The organism is Vibrio chagasii, from assembly GCA_041879415.1.
Lineage (GTDB): Bacteria > Pseudomonadota > Gammaproteobacteria > Enterobacterales > Vibrionaceae > Vibrio.
In genome coordinates this window covers 108,056-125,843 of the sequence record CP090852.1, presented here as the reverse complement: position 1 = coordinate 125,843, position 17,788 = coordinate 108,056, and the positions used below count along the sequence as shown (strand labels likewise).

General features: G+C 45.4%; 18 protein-coding genes. 11 read left to right on the top strand and 7 right to left on the bottom strand.

What is annotated here, in order from left to right:
- Window positions 1-25 precede the first annotated feature (25 nt).
- The 4 genes from L0991_14690 to L0991_14675 all read right to left on the bottom strand — a co-directional run bounded on the left by L0991_14690 (window position 26) and on the right by L0991_14675 (window position 5,114).
- Window positions 26-1,633: a BCCT family transporter gene (locus L0991_14690; protein ID XGB64803.1), complete on the bottom strand. Its 1,608-nt coding sequence runs from the start codon at window positions 1,631-1,633 to the stop codon at window positions 26-28.
- A gap of 231 nt (window positions 1,634-1,864) precedes the next feature.
- The gene (locus L0991_14685) at window positions 1,865-2,860 is read right to left on the bottom strand and encodes a dipeptidase (protein XGB64802.1); all 996 of its coding nucleotides are present in this window, start codon (window positions 2,858-2,860) and stop codon (window positions 1,865-1,867) included.
- A gap of 207 nt (window positions 2,861-3,067) precedes the next feature.
- Entirely contained in the window at window positions 3,068-4,528 is a 1,461-nt protein-coding gene (locus L0991_14680; GenBank protein ID XGB65446.1) for an aldehyde dehydrogenase family protein, read from the bottom strand.
- 187 nt (window positions 4,529-4,715) lie between these two features.
- Window positions 4,716-5,114, bottom strand: a complete 399-nt coding sequence (locus L0991_14675; protein XGB64801.1) for a RidA family protein — start codon at window positions 5,112-5,114, stop codon at window positions 4,716-4,718.
- A 157-nt stretch (window positions 5,115-5,271) separates the two neighbouring features.
- Here L0991_14675 and L0991_14670 point away from each other — a divergent pair, with 157 nt between their 5' ends.
- From L0991_14670 to atpC, 10 genes are all read left to right on the top strand, one after another.
- Entirely contained in the window at window positions 5,272-6,156 is an 885-nt protein-coding gene (locus tag L0991_14670; protein ID XGB64800.1) for a LysR substrate-binding domain-containing protein, read from the top strand.
- Window positions 6,157-6,913: 757 nt separating this feature from the next.
- Window positions 6,914-7,315, top strand: coding sequence for an ATP synthase subunit I (locus L0991_14665; protein ID XGB64799.1), 402 nt, complete (start codon window positions 6,914-6,916; stop codon window positions 7,313-7,315).
- Between the two features lies 1 nt (window position 7,316).
- The gene (gene atpB / locus L0991_14660; GenBank protein XGB64798.1) at window positions 7,317-8,087 is read left to right on the top strand and encodes a F0F1 ATP synthase subunit A; all 771 of its coding nucleotides are present in this window, start codon (window positions 7,317-7,319) and stop codon (window positions 8,085-8,087) included.
- A 46-nt stretch (window positions 8,088-8,133) separates the two neighbouring features.
- Window positions 8,134-8,370, top strand: a complete 237-nt coding sequence (gene atpE, locus L0991_14655) for a F0F1 ATP synthase subunit C (protein XGB64797.1) — start codon at window positions 8,134-8,136, stop codon at window positions 8,368-8,370.
- Window positions 8,371-8,425: 55 nt separating this feature from the next.
- On the top strand, window positions 8,426-8,896 hold the full coding sequence (locus tag L0991_14650; GenBank protein ID XGB64796.1) for a F0F1 ATP synthase subunit B: 471 nt from the start codon (window positions 8,426-8,428) through the stop codon (window positions 8,894-8,896).
- Window positions 8,897-8,907: 11 nt separating this feature from the next.
- On the top strand, window positions 8,908-9,459 hold the full coding sequence (locus L0991_14645; GenBank protein XGB64795.1) for a F0F1 ATP synthase subunit delta: 552 nt from the start codon (window positions 8,908-8,910) through the stop codon (window positions 9,457-9,459).
- Window positions 9,460-9,467: 8 nt separating this feature from the next.
- Window positions 9,468-11,009, top strand: coding sequence for a F0F1 ATP synthase subunit alpha (gene atpA, locus L0991_14640; protein ID XGB64794.1), 1,542 nt, complete (start codon window positions 9,468-9,470; stop codon window positions 11,007-11,009).
- Window positions 11,010-11,055: 46 nt separating this feature from the next.
- Window positions 11,056-11,925, top strand: coding sequence for a F0F1 ATP synthase subunit gamma (atpG, locus tag L0991_14635; GenBank protein ID XGB64793.1), 870 nt, complete (start codon window positions 11,056-11,058; stop codon window positions 11,923-11,925).
- Window positions 11,926-11,968: 43 nt separating this feature from the next.
- Window positions 11,969-13,354: a F0F1 ATP synthase subunit beta gene (atpD, locus tag L0991_14630; GenBank protein ID XGB64792.1), complete on the top strand. Its 1,386-nt coding sequence runs from the start codon at window positions 11,969-11,971 to the stop codon at window positions 13,352-13,354.
- A gap of 14 nt (window positions 13,355-13,368) precedes the next feature.
- Entirely contained in the window at window positions 13,369-13,812 is a 444-nt protein-coding gene (gene atpC, locus L0991_14625) for a F0F1 ATP synthase subunit epsilon (GenBank protein ID XGB64791.1), read from the top strand.
- A 141-nt stretch (window positions 13,813-13,953) separates the two neighbouring features.
- Here the strand turns inward: atpC and L0991_14620 are convergent, their stop codons facing one another.
- Window positions 13,954-14,916, bottom strand: coding sequence for a nitrilase family protein (locus L0991_14620; GenBank protein XGB64790.1), 963 nt, complete (start codon window positions 14,914-14,916; stop codon window positions 13,954-13,956).
- 107 nt (window positions 14,917-15,023) lie between these two features.
- On the opposite strand from L0991_14620, the gene L0991_14615 reads away from it, so the two are divergent.
- Window positions 15,024-15,911 carry a LysR substrate-binding domain-containing protein gene (locus L0991_14615; protein ID XGB64789.1) on the top strand — a complete coding sequence of 296 codons (888 nt, stop codon included), beginning with the start codon at window positions 15,024-15,026 and terminating at the stop codon, window positions 15,909-15,911.
- Between the two features lie 139 nt (window positions 15,912-16,050).
- On the opposite strand, the gene L0991_14610 is transcribed toward L0991_14615, so the two are convergent.
- Both L0991_14610 and L0991_14605 read right to left on the bottom strand, forming a co-directional pair.
- Window positions 16,051-16,767 (bottom strand): alpha/beta hydrolase, encoded by a 717-nt coding sequence (locus tag L0991_14610; protein ID XGB64788.1) that lies wholly within the window; start codon window positions 16,765-16,767, stop codon window positions 16,051-16,053.
- Window positions 16,767-17,771: a cupin domain-containing protein gene (locus L0991_14605; GenBank protein ID XGB64787.1), complete on the bottom strand. Its 1,005-nt coding sequence runs from the start codon at window positions 17,769-17,771 to the stop codon at window positions 16,767-16,769. Before L0991_14605 ends, L0991_14610 begins: the two co-directional genes overlap by 1 nt.
- Window positions 17,772-17,788: the final 17 nt, after the last annotated feature.

Sequence of the window (17,788 nt, the reverse complement as noted above, 5' to 3'; positions counted from 1 at the left end):
AGAGAACGTTTTTTCAGCAGTTTCTTTATAGACCCTGCTCTTTCGCCATCTTGATTGCGATTTGAGGCGCATTCCAAAGCGATGGCAGTAAGATTAAGGACACCGGAACCGCTGTAATTACGATGAACGATTGCAGCGCTGAAATACCACCAGAGCCTAGCGAAATCAGAATCAACGCTGTTACGCCCATCATCACGCCCCAGAAAGTACGGATGATTGCATTCGGTTCTGTCTCACCACTGATTACAACACTGATGGTGTAAGTCATTGAGTCGCCAGTCGTTACGATGAAAATCGTGGTTAAGATCAGGAACAAGATAGAGATAAGCATCGGCATTGGAAGCTGCTGAGTTACCGCTAGCAGAGCACCTGGTAAGTTAAAGCCTTCGAACGCTTTACTTACGCTGCCTGGATCTGCGATTTCGAACGCAAGACCTGAGCCACCAACAATCGTGAACCAGAAACAAGTAACAAACGGAGCTACTAAGCTGATGGTTGAAACCAATTGGCGAATACTACGACCGCGAGAGATACGTGCGATGAAGATTGCCATCATTGGGCCGTAACCTAAGAACCAACCCCAGAAGAACACGGTCCACCAGCTCAACCACCCCTCATCACCACGGTATGTTGCCATTGGGATGAAGTTATCGATCATGCTGCCTACACCTTGAATGTAGCCGTTAAAGATAAAGTTTGTAGGGCCAAAGATCAGGATGTAAACCATCAATGCCATCGCCAGAATCACGTTGTATCGGCTTAGCATTTGCATTCCACGGTTTAGACCGCTGAGTGCCGACATTGTGTATAGAACGATAGCGAACAAGATGATGATAAGCTGCGTTGTGAAGCCATCTGGAATCTCAAACAGTGCGTTCAGTGCATAGCTAACTTGTAAGCCCAAGAACCCGATTGGACCAATGGTGCCCGCCGCTACCGCGACAATACAACATGCATCAATCAGAGCACCGGTGTGACCTTTCAGTGCACGCTCGCCCAATACCGGGTAAAGTAAAATACGAGGTTTAAGCGGTAAGCCTTTGTCGTAGTGAAGGTGCATAACCACAATAGACGTTAAGCTGCCTACGATTGCCCATGCTAGGAACCCCCAGTGCATGAAAGATTGTGATAAAGCGTTCACCGCACCTTGCTGTGCGTTCTCTTGCGCACCGTACAATGGTGGTGGACTAACGTAGTGAGCAATCGGCTCTGCTGCAGCCCAAAATACACCGCCACCTGCAAGTAACGTACAGAAGATGATCGCCATCCAACGGAAGCCGTCCATTTCAGGTTTCGCGATGCCGCCAAGGATAACCTTACCTGTTCGCCCTGCCGCTAGGCCAAGACCAATAAGAAAGGTCAGAAGAAGAAGCATTTGCCAGTAAGGACCGAATACTTTTACCGACCACGCAAAGCCTGTGTTTACTAGGCTTGATAGTAGCTCGCCGTCAAATAAAGCAAGTGTCACGAACAGAGCGATAAAGCCGCCGCTGTACCAAAGTGCTGGGTTGGATAACCCTAATTTGTCTGACGTAGATTCAGACTGGTTTGTGTTGTTTTTTGCATTACGTGTTGTGTGTGCTTGACCCGCATTTAAGCTTGGAGATTTCACGCTATTGGTTAAATCAGACATACTCTGACTCCAGAGGTTTCTTTGCAGCTGTCATAAAAATGATGACTACAAGGGTGTATTTAACACCTGCCCTATTATTTTTTGTGTTGGGCAGGCTAATCCATGTTTGGGTTACCGCGTTGCGAAATAGACCGTTGTTCCTTTTAAATTGTGAATTTGATGAAGCAATTCTCACTAAGTGAACGTGTTTAGCAGACTGCTCGTTAGATGCTTATTAGTAAGAAGCGCAGCTTAACTTTGGCTGTGAGGCTCTAAGCCATCTTTCAAAAAGTTAAACCAGTTTTCTCCTAAGACTTGTCCAGCTTCAGACTCGCTAAAGCCGTGACGCATCAATCCGTTATATATGTTTTCCATACCTGAACTACCACAGAACCAAGGCAGGGCATCAGGCCAACCTGAATTGCTTGCCGAGCCTTCACCGTAGTCCATCGCTTTAGACCAACGACCATTTCTCATCCATTCAAGAACGGCTTGAGGTTGGTTTAAACACAGGTCACTGCCAATACCCAGATGTTCAACGCCTACCATGTCAGCAGTAGTCGCAACCATCTGGCAGAAGTCTTCCAAGGTACATTGGCTACCATTAGGTAGGTGGAATGGGTATAAACTGAATCCGATTAAGCCACCACGAGCGGTGAGTGCTTTAATCACATCGTTTGATTTGTTGCGCAGTGCATCGTGAGCAAACGTCGGGTTCGCGTGGCTGATACAAATAGGGCGAGAAGACAAGTCAATCGCTTCAAGTGTTGAGCGTTCTGCACTGTGAGACATATCGATGATCATGCCCACTCGGTTCATCTCTTCGATGGCTTGTTTTCCGAAACGAGTAATACCGGTGTCGTTCTTCTCGTAACAACCCGTCGCTAATAAGCTCTGGTTGTTGTACGTCAGTTGCATGATCAATAGACCCTGCTTACGCATCACTTCGATAAGACCAATCTCATCGTCGATTGGAGAACAGTTCTGAGCGCCTAGGAAAATACCGACTTTGCCGGTCGCTTTTGCAGTCTCAACATCAGCCATTGAGTGAATCGGCATGATAAGGTCTGCATTCTGCTCGAATCTTAAGTTCCACTCTGCAAAGCGAGATAAGGTTTCACGAGCTGTCTCGTGGTAAACCGCGGTAGCGTGAACTGCTGTAACGCCGCTCGCCTTTAGTGTTTGGAAATATTCTCTGTTCCAATTGCAGTATTGCAATCCATCTATAACAATCCGTTGCTGGTACATAACCACTCCTATTGAAAGCTCAGTGTTCTAGCTCGGTTTTGAAAAAACGCTCAAGTAACATGTTTTCAAAAAAGGGTTAAATCACTTATCTACTGTTATTTCTGATTAGGTTTGAATGTTGACCTGACTCTGAGAATCAGGCCAATTCGATAGCTGGATAGCGAGGGACTTAATGTCTTCAGCTATCCAATTCTTATATAGAGCCGATTAGTAAGGACGCTGGTAAGCCGTCTTAACTACTGTGTAGAACTCTTTCGCGTATTGACCTTGCTCACGAGGACCGAAGCTAGACTCTTTGCGGCCGCCAAACGGTACGTGGTAATCGGTACCTGCAGTTGGTAGGTTGACCATCACACAGCCTGTTTGTGCTTGTTGCTTGAACAGTGCGCTAGTACGTAGGCTTTGAGTGATGATGCCGCCTGTTAGGCCAAAGCGAGTGTCGTTAGTGGTTGCAATCGCTTCATCTAAGTCAGCTACTCGAATCACGCTTGCCATCGGTGCAAATACTTCTTCTTGGTTCACTTCCCAATCGTTCTTAGTGTTCAAGAACAACGTTGGAGACATGTAGAAACCTTCGTGTTGCATGCTCAAGCGTTCACCACCAAATGCCAGCTCACCACCGCTTTGACGCGCTTTCTCAACCCAACCTAGGTTCGCTTCAAGCTGGTTGCCATCAACAACAGGGCCCATGAACACGCCCTCTTCTAATGCGTGACCCACTTTCAGCTCGCCCATACGTTTAATCAGTGCTTCAACGTATTGGTCGTGAACGCTATCCATAACCACGAGACGAGAAGACGCTGTACATTTTTGACCTGCACCAGAGAAAGAACCTGCAATGGTCGCTTCAACTGCGGTTTGAATGTCTGCATCATCAGCAATAACCAGCGCGTTCTTACTACCCATTTCCAATTGGCAACGAACGAAATTTGGCGCGGTAGCTGCTGCTACTTTACGACCTGTATCAACAGAACCAGTAAAGCTGACACCGTTCACTTCTTTAGAGTTGATCAGCGCATCACCAACCGTTGAACCGCTACCAAGAACAAGGTTGAACGTACCTGCTGGGATACCTTGGCGGTGGATGATCTCAGTAAGCGCAACGGCACTTGCTGGTGTTAGGTTGGCTGGCTTCCAGATAACGCTGTTACCGAAGGCAAGCGCTGGAGCAATCTTCCAAGCAGCAGTTGCAGTCGGGAAGTTCCAAGGTGAGATAATGCCGATTACGCCTACCGCCTCACGAGTCACTTCAACAGAAACGCCAGGTCGTACTGAGTCTGCGTTGTCACCAATTTGGCGTAGCACTTCAGCCGCAAAGTATTGGAAGAACTGACCTGCACGGTAAATCTCACCACGACCTTCAGCAAAAGGCTTACCTTCTTCACGAGAAAGCAAAGTACCCAACTCACCACAACGGGCAATCAGCTCATCACCAATGGCTTGAAGCACGGCTTGCTTGCGTTCAATCGGTGTTTTTTCCCACTCTGGTTGAGCGTATTTTGCCGCTGAAATCGCTTGTTGAACTTGCTCTGCACTTGCTTGTGCAAAGTTACCAATGTTTTCAGAAATGTCTGATGGGTTAATGTTCGCAACGGTGCTTACACCCGCTTGCCATTCGCCGCCAATATAAAGTGCGTTTTCTGCTTGAACATTCTGTAATTGAGTCATCATTCTGTCCTTGTAACGTTAGGTTGCGGTTGAGTCTGGCAACCATCGGATTAATTAATAAATTGTTAATTTATATAGAGAATAAGTATTAATTTTGTATCTAGACGTAAAACCATTCGCTTGTATCAATAAAGATCTGCATAGACAAACAGCTTTGATTCGCTGATTGCCTCAGTTCACAGTCCATTTATTCAGGTTGAGACGCCGATGCATAAACCACGAACTCAACCAACATCTCTTCTCTAGCTAGCCCTGCAACAACGACTGCTGCACGGTTTGGATAAGGTGCGTTGAAGTATTCTCCGTATACGCTGTTTACCGTTTTCAGGTACTCACGGTCAGTCACGTAGATCAGAACCTGCAGCACAGAATCCATCGATTCGCCTGCACACTCCAAGGTATGAACAAGGTTGTTAAAAGTCTGACGCGTTTGCGCTTCAATACCGCCTTCTACGACTGCGCCCGTTTCATCAATTGGAATCTGAGCCGTGTATAGAGTGCCGTTATTAACGATTGCCCACTCTAGTGGTGCTTTTGAAGCAAAAAGAGCGGTTTTTACTGGGTGTTTTTTAGTTTGTGCGTTCACGATTCCATCCAACTTTGTAACAACTATGTTTCAAGATGGTTAAATACTGCACCTTGACGCCTGATAAATCTAACGGTAAATTTTGTGCATTTGATAAGTAAAATCTATCACCTTGCAAAAAGTAAGGTATAGCAAGGGCTAGAGAGGGATCGAAGTCATGAGTATTAAGCTACAACAGTTAAAACATTTTGTTTTAGTCGTCGAAGAAGGTGGATTTCGAGCGGCTTCTCACCGAGCTAATCGCTCTCAGGCGGCACTGTCTACTTCGATAAAAGAGCTTGAGAAAATACTCGGTCAGCCACTGTTTGAAACAGGCAATAAATCTACGCTGACACCTTTCGGTGAAATATGCCTACCAAAAATTATCCAATTCTTGAATGTTTACAAAGCACTAGACAATGACTTGCGTGCAGCGGCGGCTGGGCAACAAGGAAGAGTTCGAATAGCGAGCGTGCCGTCGGTTGCAGCCAAATTGATCCCTAGCGTGTTAGGGGCCTTTTGTGAGCAATACCCAAACGTTGAGGTGAGCCTGATTGATGATAATGCGGCAGGTGTAGAAGCAAGATTACTTTCTGGAGAAGTGGATGTCGCCCTAGGCAATACTTCCCATTTAGAAGAAGAGAGTATCGACTTCACTCCACTTCTTTCCGATCCTATCGGTGTGGTCTGCTTAAAGGACAACCCAATTGCCGCTCAATCCGAGGGCATAGAATGGCAAACTTTGTTAAAACAGCCGTTCATTCGCAACGGGACTTGTACCCTACTCGATCCAACACCTGCACGTATGCTCAGCGAGCAAGCCCTGTATTCGGTAGAAAACATCACTTCTCTATTTTCTGTGTTGGAATTAGGCATTGGGGTAACCACACTGCCTAAGCTTGCTTTCCCAACCAATGAAACACGTTTGGTGTGGATTCCTTTGATCGACCCGCCTTTACAGCGTCAAATTGGGATATTCCGACTATCTGACCGTACGATCTCACCCCAAGCGCAAGCATTTCATGATTTGTGTATTCAATATCTAAGTTATGAAGCGCCATAAGCAAAATTTAACAAGTGGCAGTGCGTCACCGCCACTTGTTACTTCAGAATACGCTTTATCTGTTCTCATCAACCACAATCAACGGGCTATGAAGTAAGGTTTGGACTTCATAAAAACGGTTTTAACACTCTCAATTCTTCCCCTCACCTTCCAATATAACCGGCAATAAATACCTCAATGAGTAACAAAAACGTGGATAACCATTGATGTGACACAGTTTTTCCACGCTTCATGAGTAATAGATAAAAAATATATATTTCTGCGTAAATAAACGCACGCTGCTCGTTATAAATAACGAAATAGTGAAGAAATCACACATCTATCGCCCGACTCTTACCCTTGTGGAAACAATCTTTAAGTGCATGAAAAGTATAAATTAACCACCTTAACCTCACTTATCGTGACTCTGAATTATTCAGGCAATTCTTAATACTTCAAGTTATCAATAAAGCATCTGAAATATTCATGATTAAAGTGACAGAATTATTACTTTCATAAATGAAAAGCACCTATTTCAAAAATGGAATTATTGATGTCGATATTTGTCGTTTTGATCACATAATTTTAGGCGTAGTTTATATTTTGTCGAAACGAGAGCGAATTAGTTTATATCGTTCTATTTCGTCAGGAGATATAAAACCAGCAAGATTATATCTTTGTTAACAAGCAAAGTTTTATTAACAAGTAAATGCGAGTAGCAAGACATATTCAAACTGTGTTTTATATGAGCTTACACTGTTAAATATAAGGTTTTATTATGAGGCTTAACGGGATAAGTGGTGACATTCTTGTTGCTGCTAAAAGAGTTGTTCTCTGCCAAATAGTATTAGCCGTCGGTGTAGTTTTATATGAAGTGTTTTTTGGTAATAAAGTAGATATGGAATCATCGGCTTTGGGCATTGTTATTGCGATGCTACCTCCGCTGTTTGGTTTTATATATGCAAGCCTAAAGGTGCGCAAGAACCCTAATTATAGTTTACGTGACTTAATGCAAATGAGTCGTGTCGTGAAAATAACTTATACGTTCTTAATGTTTATCTTGGCATTCCAGTTTTTCAAATTGGATAACCCAGTAATATTGTACGCATATATTCTCACGATGGTTGGGTACTTCTTAACACCATTTATTACTGCCTCTACAAGATCGGAGTACGTGTAGTATGGATCAAGTAACTACCGCTCACGAATACATAGAGCATCACTTAACCTTCTTAACTACAGGTGATGGTTTCTGGGCGTTCAACATCGACTCGATGTTGGTATCTTGGATTACGGGTTTACTGTTTATTGGAGCGTTTCGATACGTAGTGACCAAGGGCACCAGCGGTGTTCCAGGTCGATTTCAATGTTTTATCGAACTGATATTTGATTTTGTAAACAACCTAGTAAAAGAGATTTTTCAAGCGGAGGATAAATTAATAGGACCACTGGCATTAACCACTTTTGTTTGGGTGTTGTTGATGAACGCGGTCGATTTATTACCAATAGATTTCATACCAGCATTAAGTCGTGCAATGGGTCTAGAACACTTTAGAGATCTACCAACGGCGGATGTAAATATTCCAATGTCGATGGCACTCGGTGTATTTATCTTACTGTTGACTTATACATTTAAAAATAAAGGATTGAAAGGCTTTATCAAAGAGCTTACTACTCAGCCATTTGATAACCCTCTTTTATACCCTGTTAACTTAGTTCTTGAATTAATAACATTAATTTCAAAACCTATATCACTAGGCTTACGATTATTCGGAAACATGTATGCAGGTGAGATGATATTTATTCTTATCGCATTAATGCCATGGTGGATGCAATGGGCACTGAGTGTTCCTTGGGCACTATTCCACATATTAATCGTATTCTTACAAGCATTTATATTTATGGTACTGACCGTTGTTTATTTAGGTATGGCAACAGAAGAACACCACTAATTAATAACTAAAAATTTAACTAACAAATTATTTATCGGAGATACAAATGGATATCGTAAGCGCAGTTTTATATGTAGCAGGTGCATTACTGATTGGTTTAGGTGCGGCAGGTGCAGCGTCAGGTATTGGTAACTTGGCAGGTAAATACCTTGAGGGTGTTGCTCGTCAACCAGACCTTACTCCAATGCTTCGTACTCAATTCTTCATCATGATGGGTCTTGTGGATGCAGTACCAATGATCGGTGTTGGTATCGGTCTATACATCATCTTCGCCGTGGCTTAATCAAAAAGCTTTGAAAAGATCAATTTGTAATTAATCAAGATTTAGCGAGGAAGGTATGAACTTAAATGCAAGCATGTTCGGGCAAGCAATCTCATTCGTGATTTTTGTTTGGCTATGCATGAAATATGTATGGCCCCCTCTCACCGCAATGTTAGACGAGCGCCAAAAAGAAATTGCTGATGGTTTACGCCATTCAGAGAATGCAGCGAAAGAGCTAGAACTAGCAAAATCCAATGGCGCACAAATTGTCGAAGATGCAAAACGCAACGTCACTGAACTGATTGAACAAGGCAAAAAACGCCGCAATGAAATCATCAGCTTAGCGCACGAAGAAGCAGAGCAAGAAAAAGCTCGCATCTTAGAGCAAGGCAGAGCCGAACTAGAAAGTGAGCGTCAAAAGTTACGTCGTGAACTTCAGGCAGACATGGCAGACGCTGTTATTCAAAGTGCACAGAAACTGATCAACAAAAACCTAGATTCAGAAACGAACCGAGCGTTAGTTGACCAACTCATTAGCGAACTGTAAGCGGAGGCAGTATGTCAGATTACACCAATATTGCTCATCCCTACGCCAAAGCCTCATTCGACTTTGCTTTGGGTGAAAACAAGTTACAAGAGTGGCACTCGATGCTTTCAATTCTTGTGGCAGTAACGGAAGAAGAAGCGATCGCTGATCAGATTATCTCAGCAGAAGGGGCAAGCGCCCAACAAACTGAACAGCTCGCCAATCTCATCATTCACGTTTGCCAAGGGTTGGTTGATGAACACGTTATCAACCTAATTCGAGTGTTGGCTGAGAATGGTCGCCTTTCCGTCGTAAAAGACTTGTTTAGCTTGTTCAGCGAGCTGAAGGACGAACATGAACGTGTAATTCCTGTCACTGTCACCAGCTCAGAATGCCTTACATCAGGTCAAGTTACCTCATTAACGGCTGCACTTGAGAAGAAATTAGAGCGTCAGGTTGAATTAGAACAGGTGATTGACGACTCACTGGTCGGTGGGATTGTCATCAAGGCGGGTGAAACCGTTATCGATGGTTCATTGAACACATCAATAAGCCGATTAGCTAATCAACTTCACGCGAGATAGGTAATAAAATGCAATTAAATTCAAATGAAATTAGTGATCTAATTAGAGAACGAATCTCGCAGTTTAACGTGAGCACTGAAGCTCGCAACGAAGGCACTATCGTATCGGTTCGTGATGGCATCATCACCATCAACGGTCTTGCAGACGTGATGCAAGGCGAGATGATTGAACTACCTGGTGGCAAATACGCACTTGCACTTAACCTAGACACCCACTCTGTTGGTGCGGTGGTAATGGGTCCTTACATTGACCTTTCTGAAGGCATGAAAGTAAAAGGCACTGGGCGTATCTTGGAAGTCCCAGTCGGTAATGGGCTTCTGGGCCGTGTAGTAAACACTCTAGGTGAGCCAATTGATGGTAAAGGTCCAGTAAGTTGTGACCGTCTTGACCCTGTAGAAGTGATTGCCCCTGGTGTAATTGAACGTAAGTCTGTAGACCAGCCTATTCAGACTGGCTACAAAGCGGTAGATACCATGGTGCCTATCGGTCGTGGTCAACGTGAACTGATCATTGGTGACCGTCAGACAGGTAAAACAGCATTAGCAATCGACGCTATCATCAACCAAAAAGACTCAGGCATTAAATGTGTGTATGTGGCGATTGGTCAAAAAGCATCAACCATCGCTAACGTGGTTCGCAAACTCGAAGAGCACGACGCGCTTAAGAACACTATCGTAGTTGTCGCATCAGCATCAGAATCAGCAGCGCTTCAATACTTAGCACCCTACGCGGGTTGTACCATGGGCGAATACTTCCGTGACCGTGGTGAAGATGCACTGATCATCTACGATGACCTGTCCAAACAAGCGGTCGCATACCGCCAAATCTCATTGCTACTTAAACGCCCACCGGGTCGTGAAGCCTTCCCTGGCGACGTATTCTACCTTCACTCACGCCTGCTAGAACGCGCAGCACGAGTCAATGCAGAGTATGTAGAGAAGTTCACTAACGGTGAAGTAAAAGGCCAAACAGGCTCATTAACGGCGCTTCCTATCATTGAAACTCAAGCAGGCGATGTATCGGCATTCGTACCAACCAACGTAATCTCGATTACCGATGGTCAGGTTTTCCTACAGACTCAACTATTCAACGCAGGCTTACGTCCAGCCGTTGACCCAGGTATTTCAGTATCTCGTGTGGGTGGTGCAGCGCAGTGCAAGATCATCAAGAAGCTATCTGGTGGTATCCGTACTTCACTGGCTCAATACCGTGAATTGGCGGCATTCGCTCAGTTCTCTTCTGACCTAGATGAGATGACGCGAAAGCAACTTGACCATGGTGAACGCGTGACTGAGCTGATGAAACAAAAGCAGTACTCCCCTATGTCGGTTGCAGAGCAAGCTACCGTGATTTACGCAGCTGAAAAAGGCTACCTAGTCGATGTTGAGCTAAACAACCTAGCCCGCTTCGAAGAAGAGCTGATCGCGTACGCCAAAGCTCAAAACCCAGCACTGATCGACAAGATTAACGCGACAGGTGATTACAACGACGAAATCGATAGCGCTCTTAAAGAGATTCTAGAAGGTTTTGTTGGGATGAAAGCTTGGTAAGTGCTCCGGTTTGTTAGCTGGAAACAAAAACAAATAGGAGCAGATTATGGCAAGTACTAAAGAAATTCGCACCAAGATAGCCAGTGTTAGTAACACTCAGAAAATCACAAGTGCAATGGAAATGGTCGCGGCAAGTAAGATGCGCAAGGTTCAAGACAACATGACGCAGACGCGACCATATGCCGAAAACATGCGTAAGGTTATCTCCCATGTTGCATCAGGGTCGCTGGAATACCAGCACCCTTACCTTCAACAGCGTGAACCTAAACGCGTGGCTTACATCATTATTTCGTCTGACCGCGGATTATGTGGTGGCTTGAACTCTAACTTGTTCAAGAAAGTGCTGGAAGAAATGGAGCAATGGCGTGCTAAAGGTGTTGAGGTAGAAACCACCTTAATTGGTTCAAAAGCTATCTCATTTTTCCAACGTGGCGGCAATGTTATCGCACAAACGTCAGGCCTAGGTGACGCACCTAAGTTAGAAGACATCTTAGGTACGGTTAACGCGATGCTTGGTCACTATGACGAAGGCAAAATCGACAGCTTGTATCTGGTCTACAACCAGTTCGTTAACACCATGGTTCAAGCTCCAACGACTTTACAGCTTCTCCCCCACCCTTCCGACTCGGAGGCAGACGGTGAAGCCAAGAAAGAACGTCGTTGGGACTACATCTATGAGCAAGCGCCAAGAGACATACTCTCTGAATTGCTACACCGATACATCGAATCTCAAGTGTATCAAGGCATCGTTGAGAGCATTGCCTGTGAGCAAGCTGCCCGAATGGTCGCCATGAAAGCCGCTACCGACAACGCAGGCCAGCTCATCGATGATTTGCAGTTGGTGTACAACAAGGCACGACAAGCTGCCATTACCCAAGAGCTGAGTGAAATCGTCTCAGGTGCTCAAGCTGTCTAAGGGCAGACAAGAGCGGGTCAGAATAGAATTTGAGGAATTACACATGAGTGTAGGAAAAATAGTAAAAGTGATCGGCGCGGTGGTCGACGTCGAGTTTAGCGGCAATAACAGCCCACGTGTTTATGATGCATTGAAAGTCACTAGCGACGAAGCAAGCTCGCTAGTATTAGAAGTTCAACAGCAACTTGGCGGCAACATTGTTCGCTGTATTGCGATGGGTACATCCGACGGCTTGCGTCGTGGCCTAACCGTTGAAAACACAGGCTCTCCAATCACGGTTCCGGTAGGTGAAGAAACACTAGGCCGTATCATGAATGTGCTTGGCCAACCTATCGATGAATGTGGCGAAATCGGCCAAAAAGAGAACTACGAGATCCACCGCGAAGCCCCTTCTTATGAAGAACAGGCGAACAGCACTGAATTGCTTGAGACAGGTGTTAAGGTTATCGACCTTATCTGTCCATTCGCTAAAGGCGGTAAAATTGGTCTGTTTGGTGGTGCCGGTGTAGGTAAAACCGTCAACATGATGGAGCTTATCAACAACATCGCCAAAGCTCACTCAGGTTTGTCTGTATTTACCGGTGTAGGTGAACGTACTCGTGAAGGTAATGACTTCTACTACGAGATGAAAGAAGCCGGCGTACTAGACAAAGTTGCCATGGTTTACGGCCAAATGAACGAGCCACCGGGTAACCGTCTACGTGTTGCGCTTACTGGCCTAACGATGGCTGAACGCTTCCGTGATGAAGGCCGCGACGTACTGTTATTCATCGATAACATCTACCGTTACACACTTGCAGGGACAGAAGTATCTGCGCTCTTAGGTCGTATGCCTTCAGCTGTTGGTTACCAGCCAACATTGGCGGAAGAGATGGGTGTACTTCAAGAGCGTATCACGTCAACAAAACAGGGCTCTATCACCTCTATCCAGGCGGTATACGTACCTGCGGATGACTTAACTGACCCATCGCCAGCAACGACCTTTGCTCACTTAGATGCGACTGTTGTACTGTCTCGTAACATCGCGGCACTGGGTCTATACCCTGCGATTGACCCGCTAGATTCAACGTCACGTCAATTGGACCCACTAATCGTAGGACAAGAACACTACGACATTGCACAAACGGTTCAAACCACGTTGCAACGTTACAAAGAGCTTAAAGACATCATCGCGATTCTTGGTATGGATGAGCTTTCTACACAAGATAAGCAGGTCGTATCTCGCGCTCGTAAGATTGAACGTTTCTTAACTCAGCCTTACCACGTAGCGGAAGTCTTCACTGGTCAGAAAGGTGTGTTTGTACCACTCAGCGAAACGCTAAGAGGCTTCAAAGGCCTATTAAATGGTGAATACGACGACATTCCAGAGCAAGCATTCTTGTACTGTGGCTCTATCGACGAAGTGCTTGAAAAAGCGAAATCACTCTAACAGGTAGGTGCATCATGGCTATTGGAATTACAGACAATACATTTCAACTTAATATCGTAAGTGCGGAAGGTACGCTGTTTTCAGGGCCGGCATATGCCCTAGCCGTTTCTGGAGCAGATGGTGAACTCGGGATACGTCCCGGTCACTCCCCGCTTCTCAGCAAAATAAAACCGGGCGTGACAGTATTTGTCACGGACCCAAAAGCAGAAGATGAAGTGCTTTATGTGTCTGGCGGGATGATTGAAGTTCAGCCCGATGTAGTGACGGTGTTGGCCGATACCGCTTTGCACGCCAAAGATATTGACCGTGCTCGTGCAGAGGAAGCGAAACACGCCGCTCTAGAGAACATCAATAAGGGCAACGTGGACGTTAACTTTGCGCAAGCTCAGCTTGAACTTGCCAAAGCGATTGCTCAACTACGAGCTGCTGATCTTACTTCGTCTCGAACCCGCCACTAAACATAGGCAATTGCTTATTTCTGTGTAGATAGTCTCCCCACTTAAAAACGATTTAAGTGGGGAGACTACATTTAAAGCTTAGAACTCCCCTTCCCCCATTTACCCACTATTCACTCACTTTACCCACCAGCACCTTCAACATTATTTATCTGCAAAACGCGCTTGGTGTGGGTCCAGTTCATGACCAAGAGGCTGTGTAAGTGAATGATATAACTCTGGCTTACGACCACGAATCCAGCGTCTCCCGGTACACATCTCTAGCTCTTGCGCTTTCAAATCCGCAATCACCATGTCGTTATCAACACAGTCTGTCTCAGTAATAATTTCACCATAAGGGCTTAGGATCATCGCATTGCCAGTTCTGACTTCATCCATATCCACACCCACACCATTGCTGAACACTATAAACATGCCGTTGTCGTGCGCTCTTGCCGGTAGCCAACGCATCAACCACTCGCGACCATTCTTGCCCTGCATTTCAGCTCGAATCGCTTCCAGGTTTACATCTCGGTTAAACCATAGTTCCGGGTTAATTCGCTTCATGGCATTTGGGCTACGTGATTGGCAACCGCCCGTCTGATGGGGTGCAATCAATATATCGGCTCCTTTCAATGCGGTAATTCGAACGTTCTCAACCAAGTTGTTATCCCAACAAATCAAGATACCCACTTTGCATCCGTGAGGCGTATCAAACACAGTGTATTGATCGCCGCTGCTCATATATGGGCTTACGAAAGTGTGCAATTTGCGATGTTTTTGTACCTCACCATTAGGCATCGCAAATACATAAGTGTTGTATAACTCGCCATCCTCGCCCTGCTCTATCAAGCCCGCACCAACGCTCATTCCAAATCGTGTTGCCAACGAAACGAGCTGTTGAGTGGATTCGCCGCTCGGTACTGGCTCAGCAAGAGCTTCAATTTCATCTCGTCCTAACGTAGATACATGCCAGTAGCCAGTAATACACATCTCTGGGAAGCTGATGATCTCCACGCCACTGCCCGCTGCTTGTTGAACGTATTGCTCAATCACCGACAGGTTGTAAGCTTTGTCGCCGGCATGATGGTTAAACTGCACCGATGCTACTTTGATGTCTCTTTTCACGAGTCGTCCTCTAATTTTCGCTTTATCCGATTTGCTATGGACCCAGTATAAAAAATCACTTCAATTCCATATAATGAAAGATATTCTCAATTCAATGAGCACTTGGAATGGAATTTGATTTACTGAAGGCATTTTGTCAGCTTGCTAAGTCGGGAAATTATCGTTTGGCTTCAGAGCAGCTCTACATTACTCAGTCGGCACTCACCAAAAAGATTCAACGGCTTGAGTCCAATATTGGGGCGAGCCTGTTCTCTCGCGGCAGAAATGGCGCCGAGTTAACGCACGCAGGCAAGACGTTACTAGCAGATGCCCAACGCTTGGTCGATTCAATGCAAGCCTTTGAGCAGCTTTCTGGCTCGGTGGTCAATGGGACAGAGGGGCATTTGAACATTGGCTTTGGTGTTTCTACTTATCATGAAGCACCCAAGCTGATTGCAGCGTACAAACAACAGCAGCCAAATGTTCACATCACCTTAAATGACACACCTTCTAAGCAACAGACGGATGAGTTATTGAGTCACGAACTCGATATCAGCTTCAATCGAATCCCCAGTTCATCCGCTCTAAACAGCCTAACGCTTTTCGATGACTACCTTGTGATTGCCATTCACAAAGATCTTCTCAAGCAAGCGCCAAACAAAGGTCAGCTTCTGTCTGAATTGCCTAAATGGCCTTATCTAAAGCTAGCTCAACACCGTGGCCCCGGATTAGACAGACAAATTCAACAATATTGCCTAGCGAACCACCTCGATCTATCAAAGACACAAGAAGCTGATGATATTCTTACCTTGCTTGCACTAGTCTCGGCCAATATCGGCTTCACCATAGTGCCGAACAGCGCACAGCATATAAGCAACACCGAAGTTGAATTCATTGCATTGCAAGGCGAACACGCCACTTGGCCAGTCGGATTAATATGGAATGAACAGAGTGAGAATCCACTCAGGGATAGGTTTGTAGAGTTTGTGGCGAAGCAGGTAGGAAGCGGCTTGTAAATCAACGATGGCTTTTAGTGCTTAGGTAAATGCAGTGCCAGTGTATTGGCAAACATGGTGACAAGTGCAATATAAAGCAAACTGCACTTTATATTGCATGTTCGACAGAAAAGTAACTTCTTCAGCTCACTATAAAGAGTCACAGCTGACTGGCTTCAAACCAGCTACGAATATGTTGTGCAACGATCTTTGGTTGCTCCATCGTCGATAAGTGTCCACAATTAGGAATGACATGAAGCGATATCTGCTTGATGTGTTTTGCCATTAGCAGGTGATTATCGATTGGACATAACAGGTCATCTTTGCCAGTGATGATCAACGTAGGAACCTGAATATCGGCCAATAGTGGTCTCGCGTCAGGACGAGTCGTCAATGCTTGAGCGTGAGCCTCAAACCGTTCAACGCCAATATTGTTCGCCATTTTCGTGATTCTTTGGGTCAGCTCTTGATTTGCTAACTGGTTCGGATGAATAAGCACTGGCATTAGAATATCAGGCGTTATTAACTCAAACTCCCCTGCTTTTGCTTTATCAACCAAGGCGTTTCTCTTCTCAGACACTTCTGGCTTTTCATCTGCAGAGTTGGTGTCCATTAAGATCAAGCCTTTCACGCGTTGTGGCGCTTGTCGAAAGACTTCAAACGCAAGAATACCGCCCATAGATAAACCGCCAAGCACGAAACTTTCCGGGGCGTTCTCTAGCACTTTGCTCGCTAAGGCTTGCATGGATGTGTCGGTTCCCAAGTCACAAGTAAAAGGAGCCACCCAATCGGGCAGCTCTTTATTGACGTCTTGAAACAACGCTTCATCACATAACAAACCAGGTAACCATAACAGTGGTACTTCTGGTTTCATCATTAGTTACCCTGCAGTGTTTGTGGTTGGTCAGAACCTAATACCACATAGGTGAAGCTCGTGCCTCGCAGGTTCTCAAGGCTGTACGATGCGCCTGCTGGTACACTAAACACGTCGCCAGTCGTCAACACCAATTGAGCTTGTTCGCCATCTTTCACCAGGTTAAGCAAAGTATCGCCTTCAAAGTTAATCAACACCTGCTTCTCATCACGTTGGTGAACAGGAATACTCGCCCCTTCCGTTAACTCGTACGCCATGATACTTACGTCATCCACGCTCTTAACTTGGAAGTCATAGCTCGCAGATGGGTGGCCTGTTAATGCAAACTGTTTAACGCCGGGCTTGTCAAAATCACCTGAGATTTCTCGGTAATCCTTTTTCAAAGCAACGAAAGGCATCATCTGCTCAGCTGTGTAGGTATCGAATTTGCTCAGCTCTTCGTCCGTTAGTAATGGCATTAATTCAGACTCACTAGGCACTGCATCACCATCAATGGTATCAACCAGCGTGCCGTCTGCTTTTAGGTATAAACCGTAGCCTTGGCTGTCTGTAATCACGCTTGGGTGCCAAACTACGCCACCGCCAGAGTTGTCACCACCTAACACAGAGTACATAAAGCCGTAATCACGCCCTACCACCTCAAAGCCTCGGAAAAGGTTCGTCGGAATCGAAATAACATCGCCGTGCGACAATACCGCTTCGTGTTCGCCTTCATTACCCCAGTAGAATCTAAACTGACCTTTGAAGACCACGAATAGCTCGGCTGTGTGATGAGAGTGCAGAGAGTTCTTGATGCCTGGAGGCTGACCCGCAGCACCAATGTTAAAGCCTGCTGTTTCACGAATATGAACATGCTGACGGCTGCTTTCAGCCACACCAGCACCAATGATACAGAAGTTGTCTTTTAGGTCGCTTCCCGGAGTACGTGCATCAATGAAAGCACTCGTGCCTGGGATAAGCTCCATGTAACGAACGAGATTGTTATTTATTGTATTTTGTAGGGTCATTCTAAATTCCTTCTTAC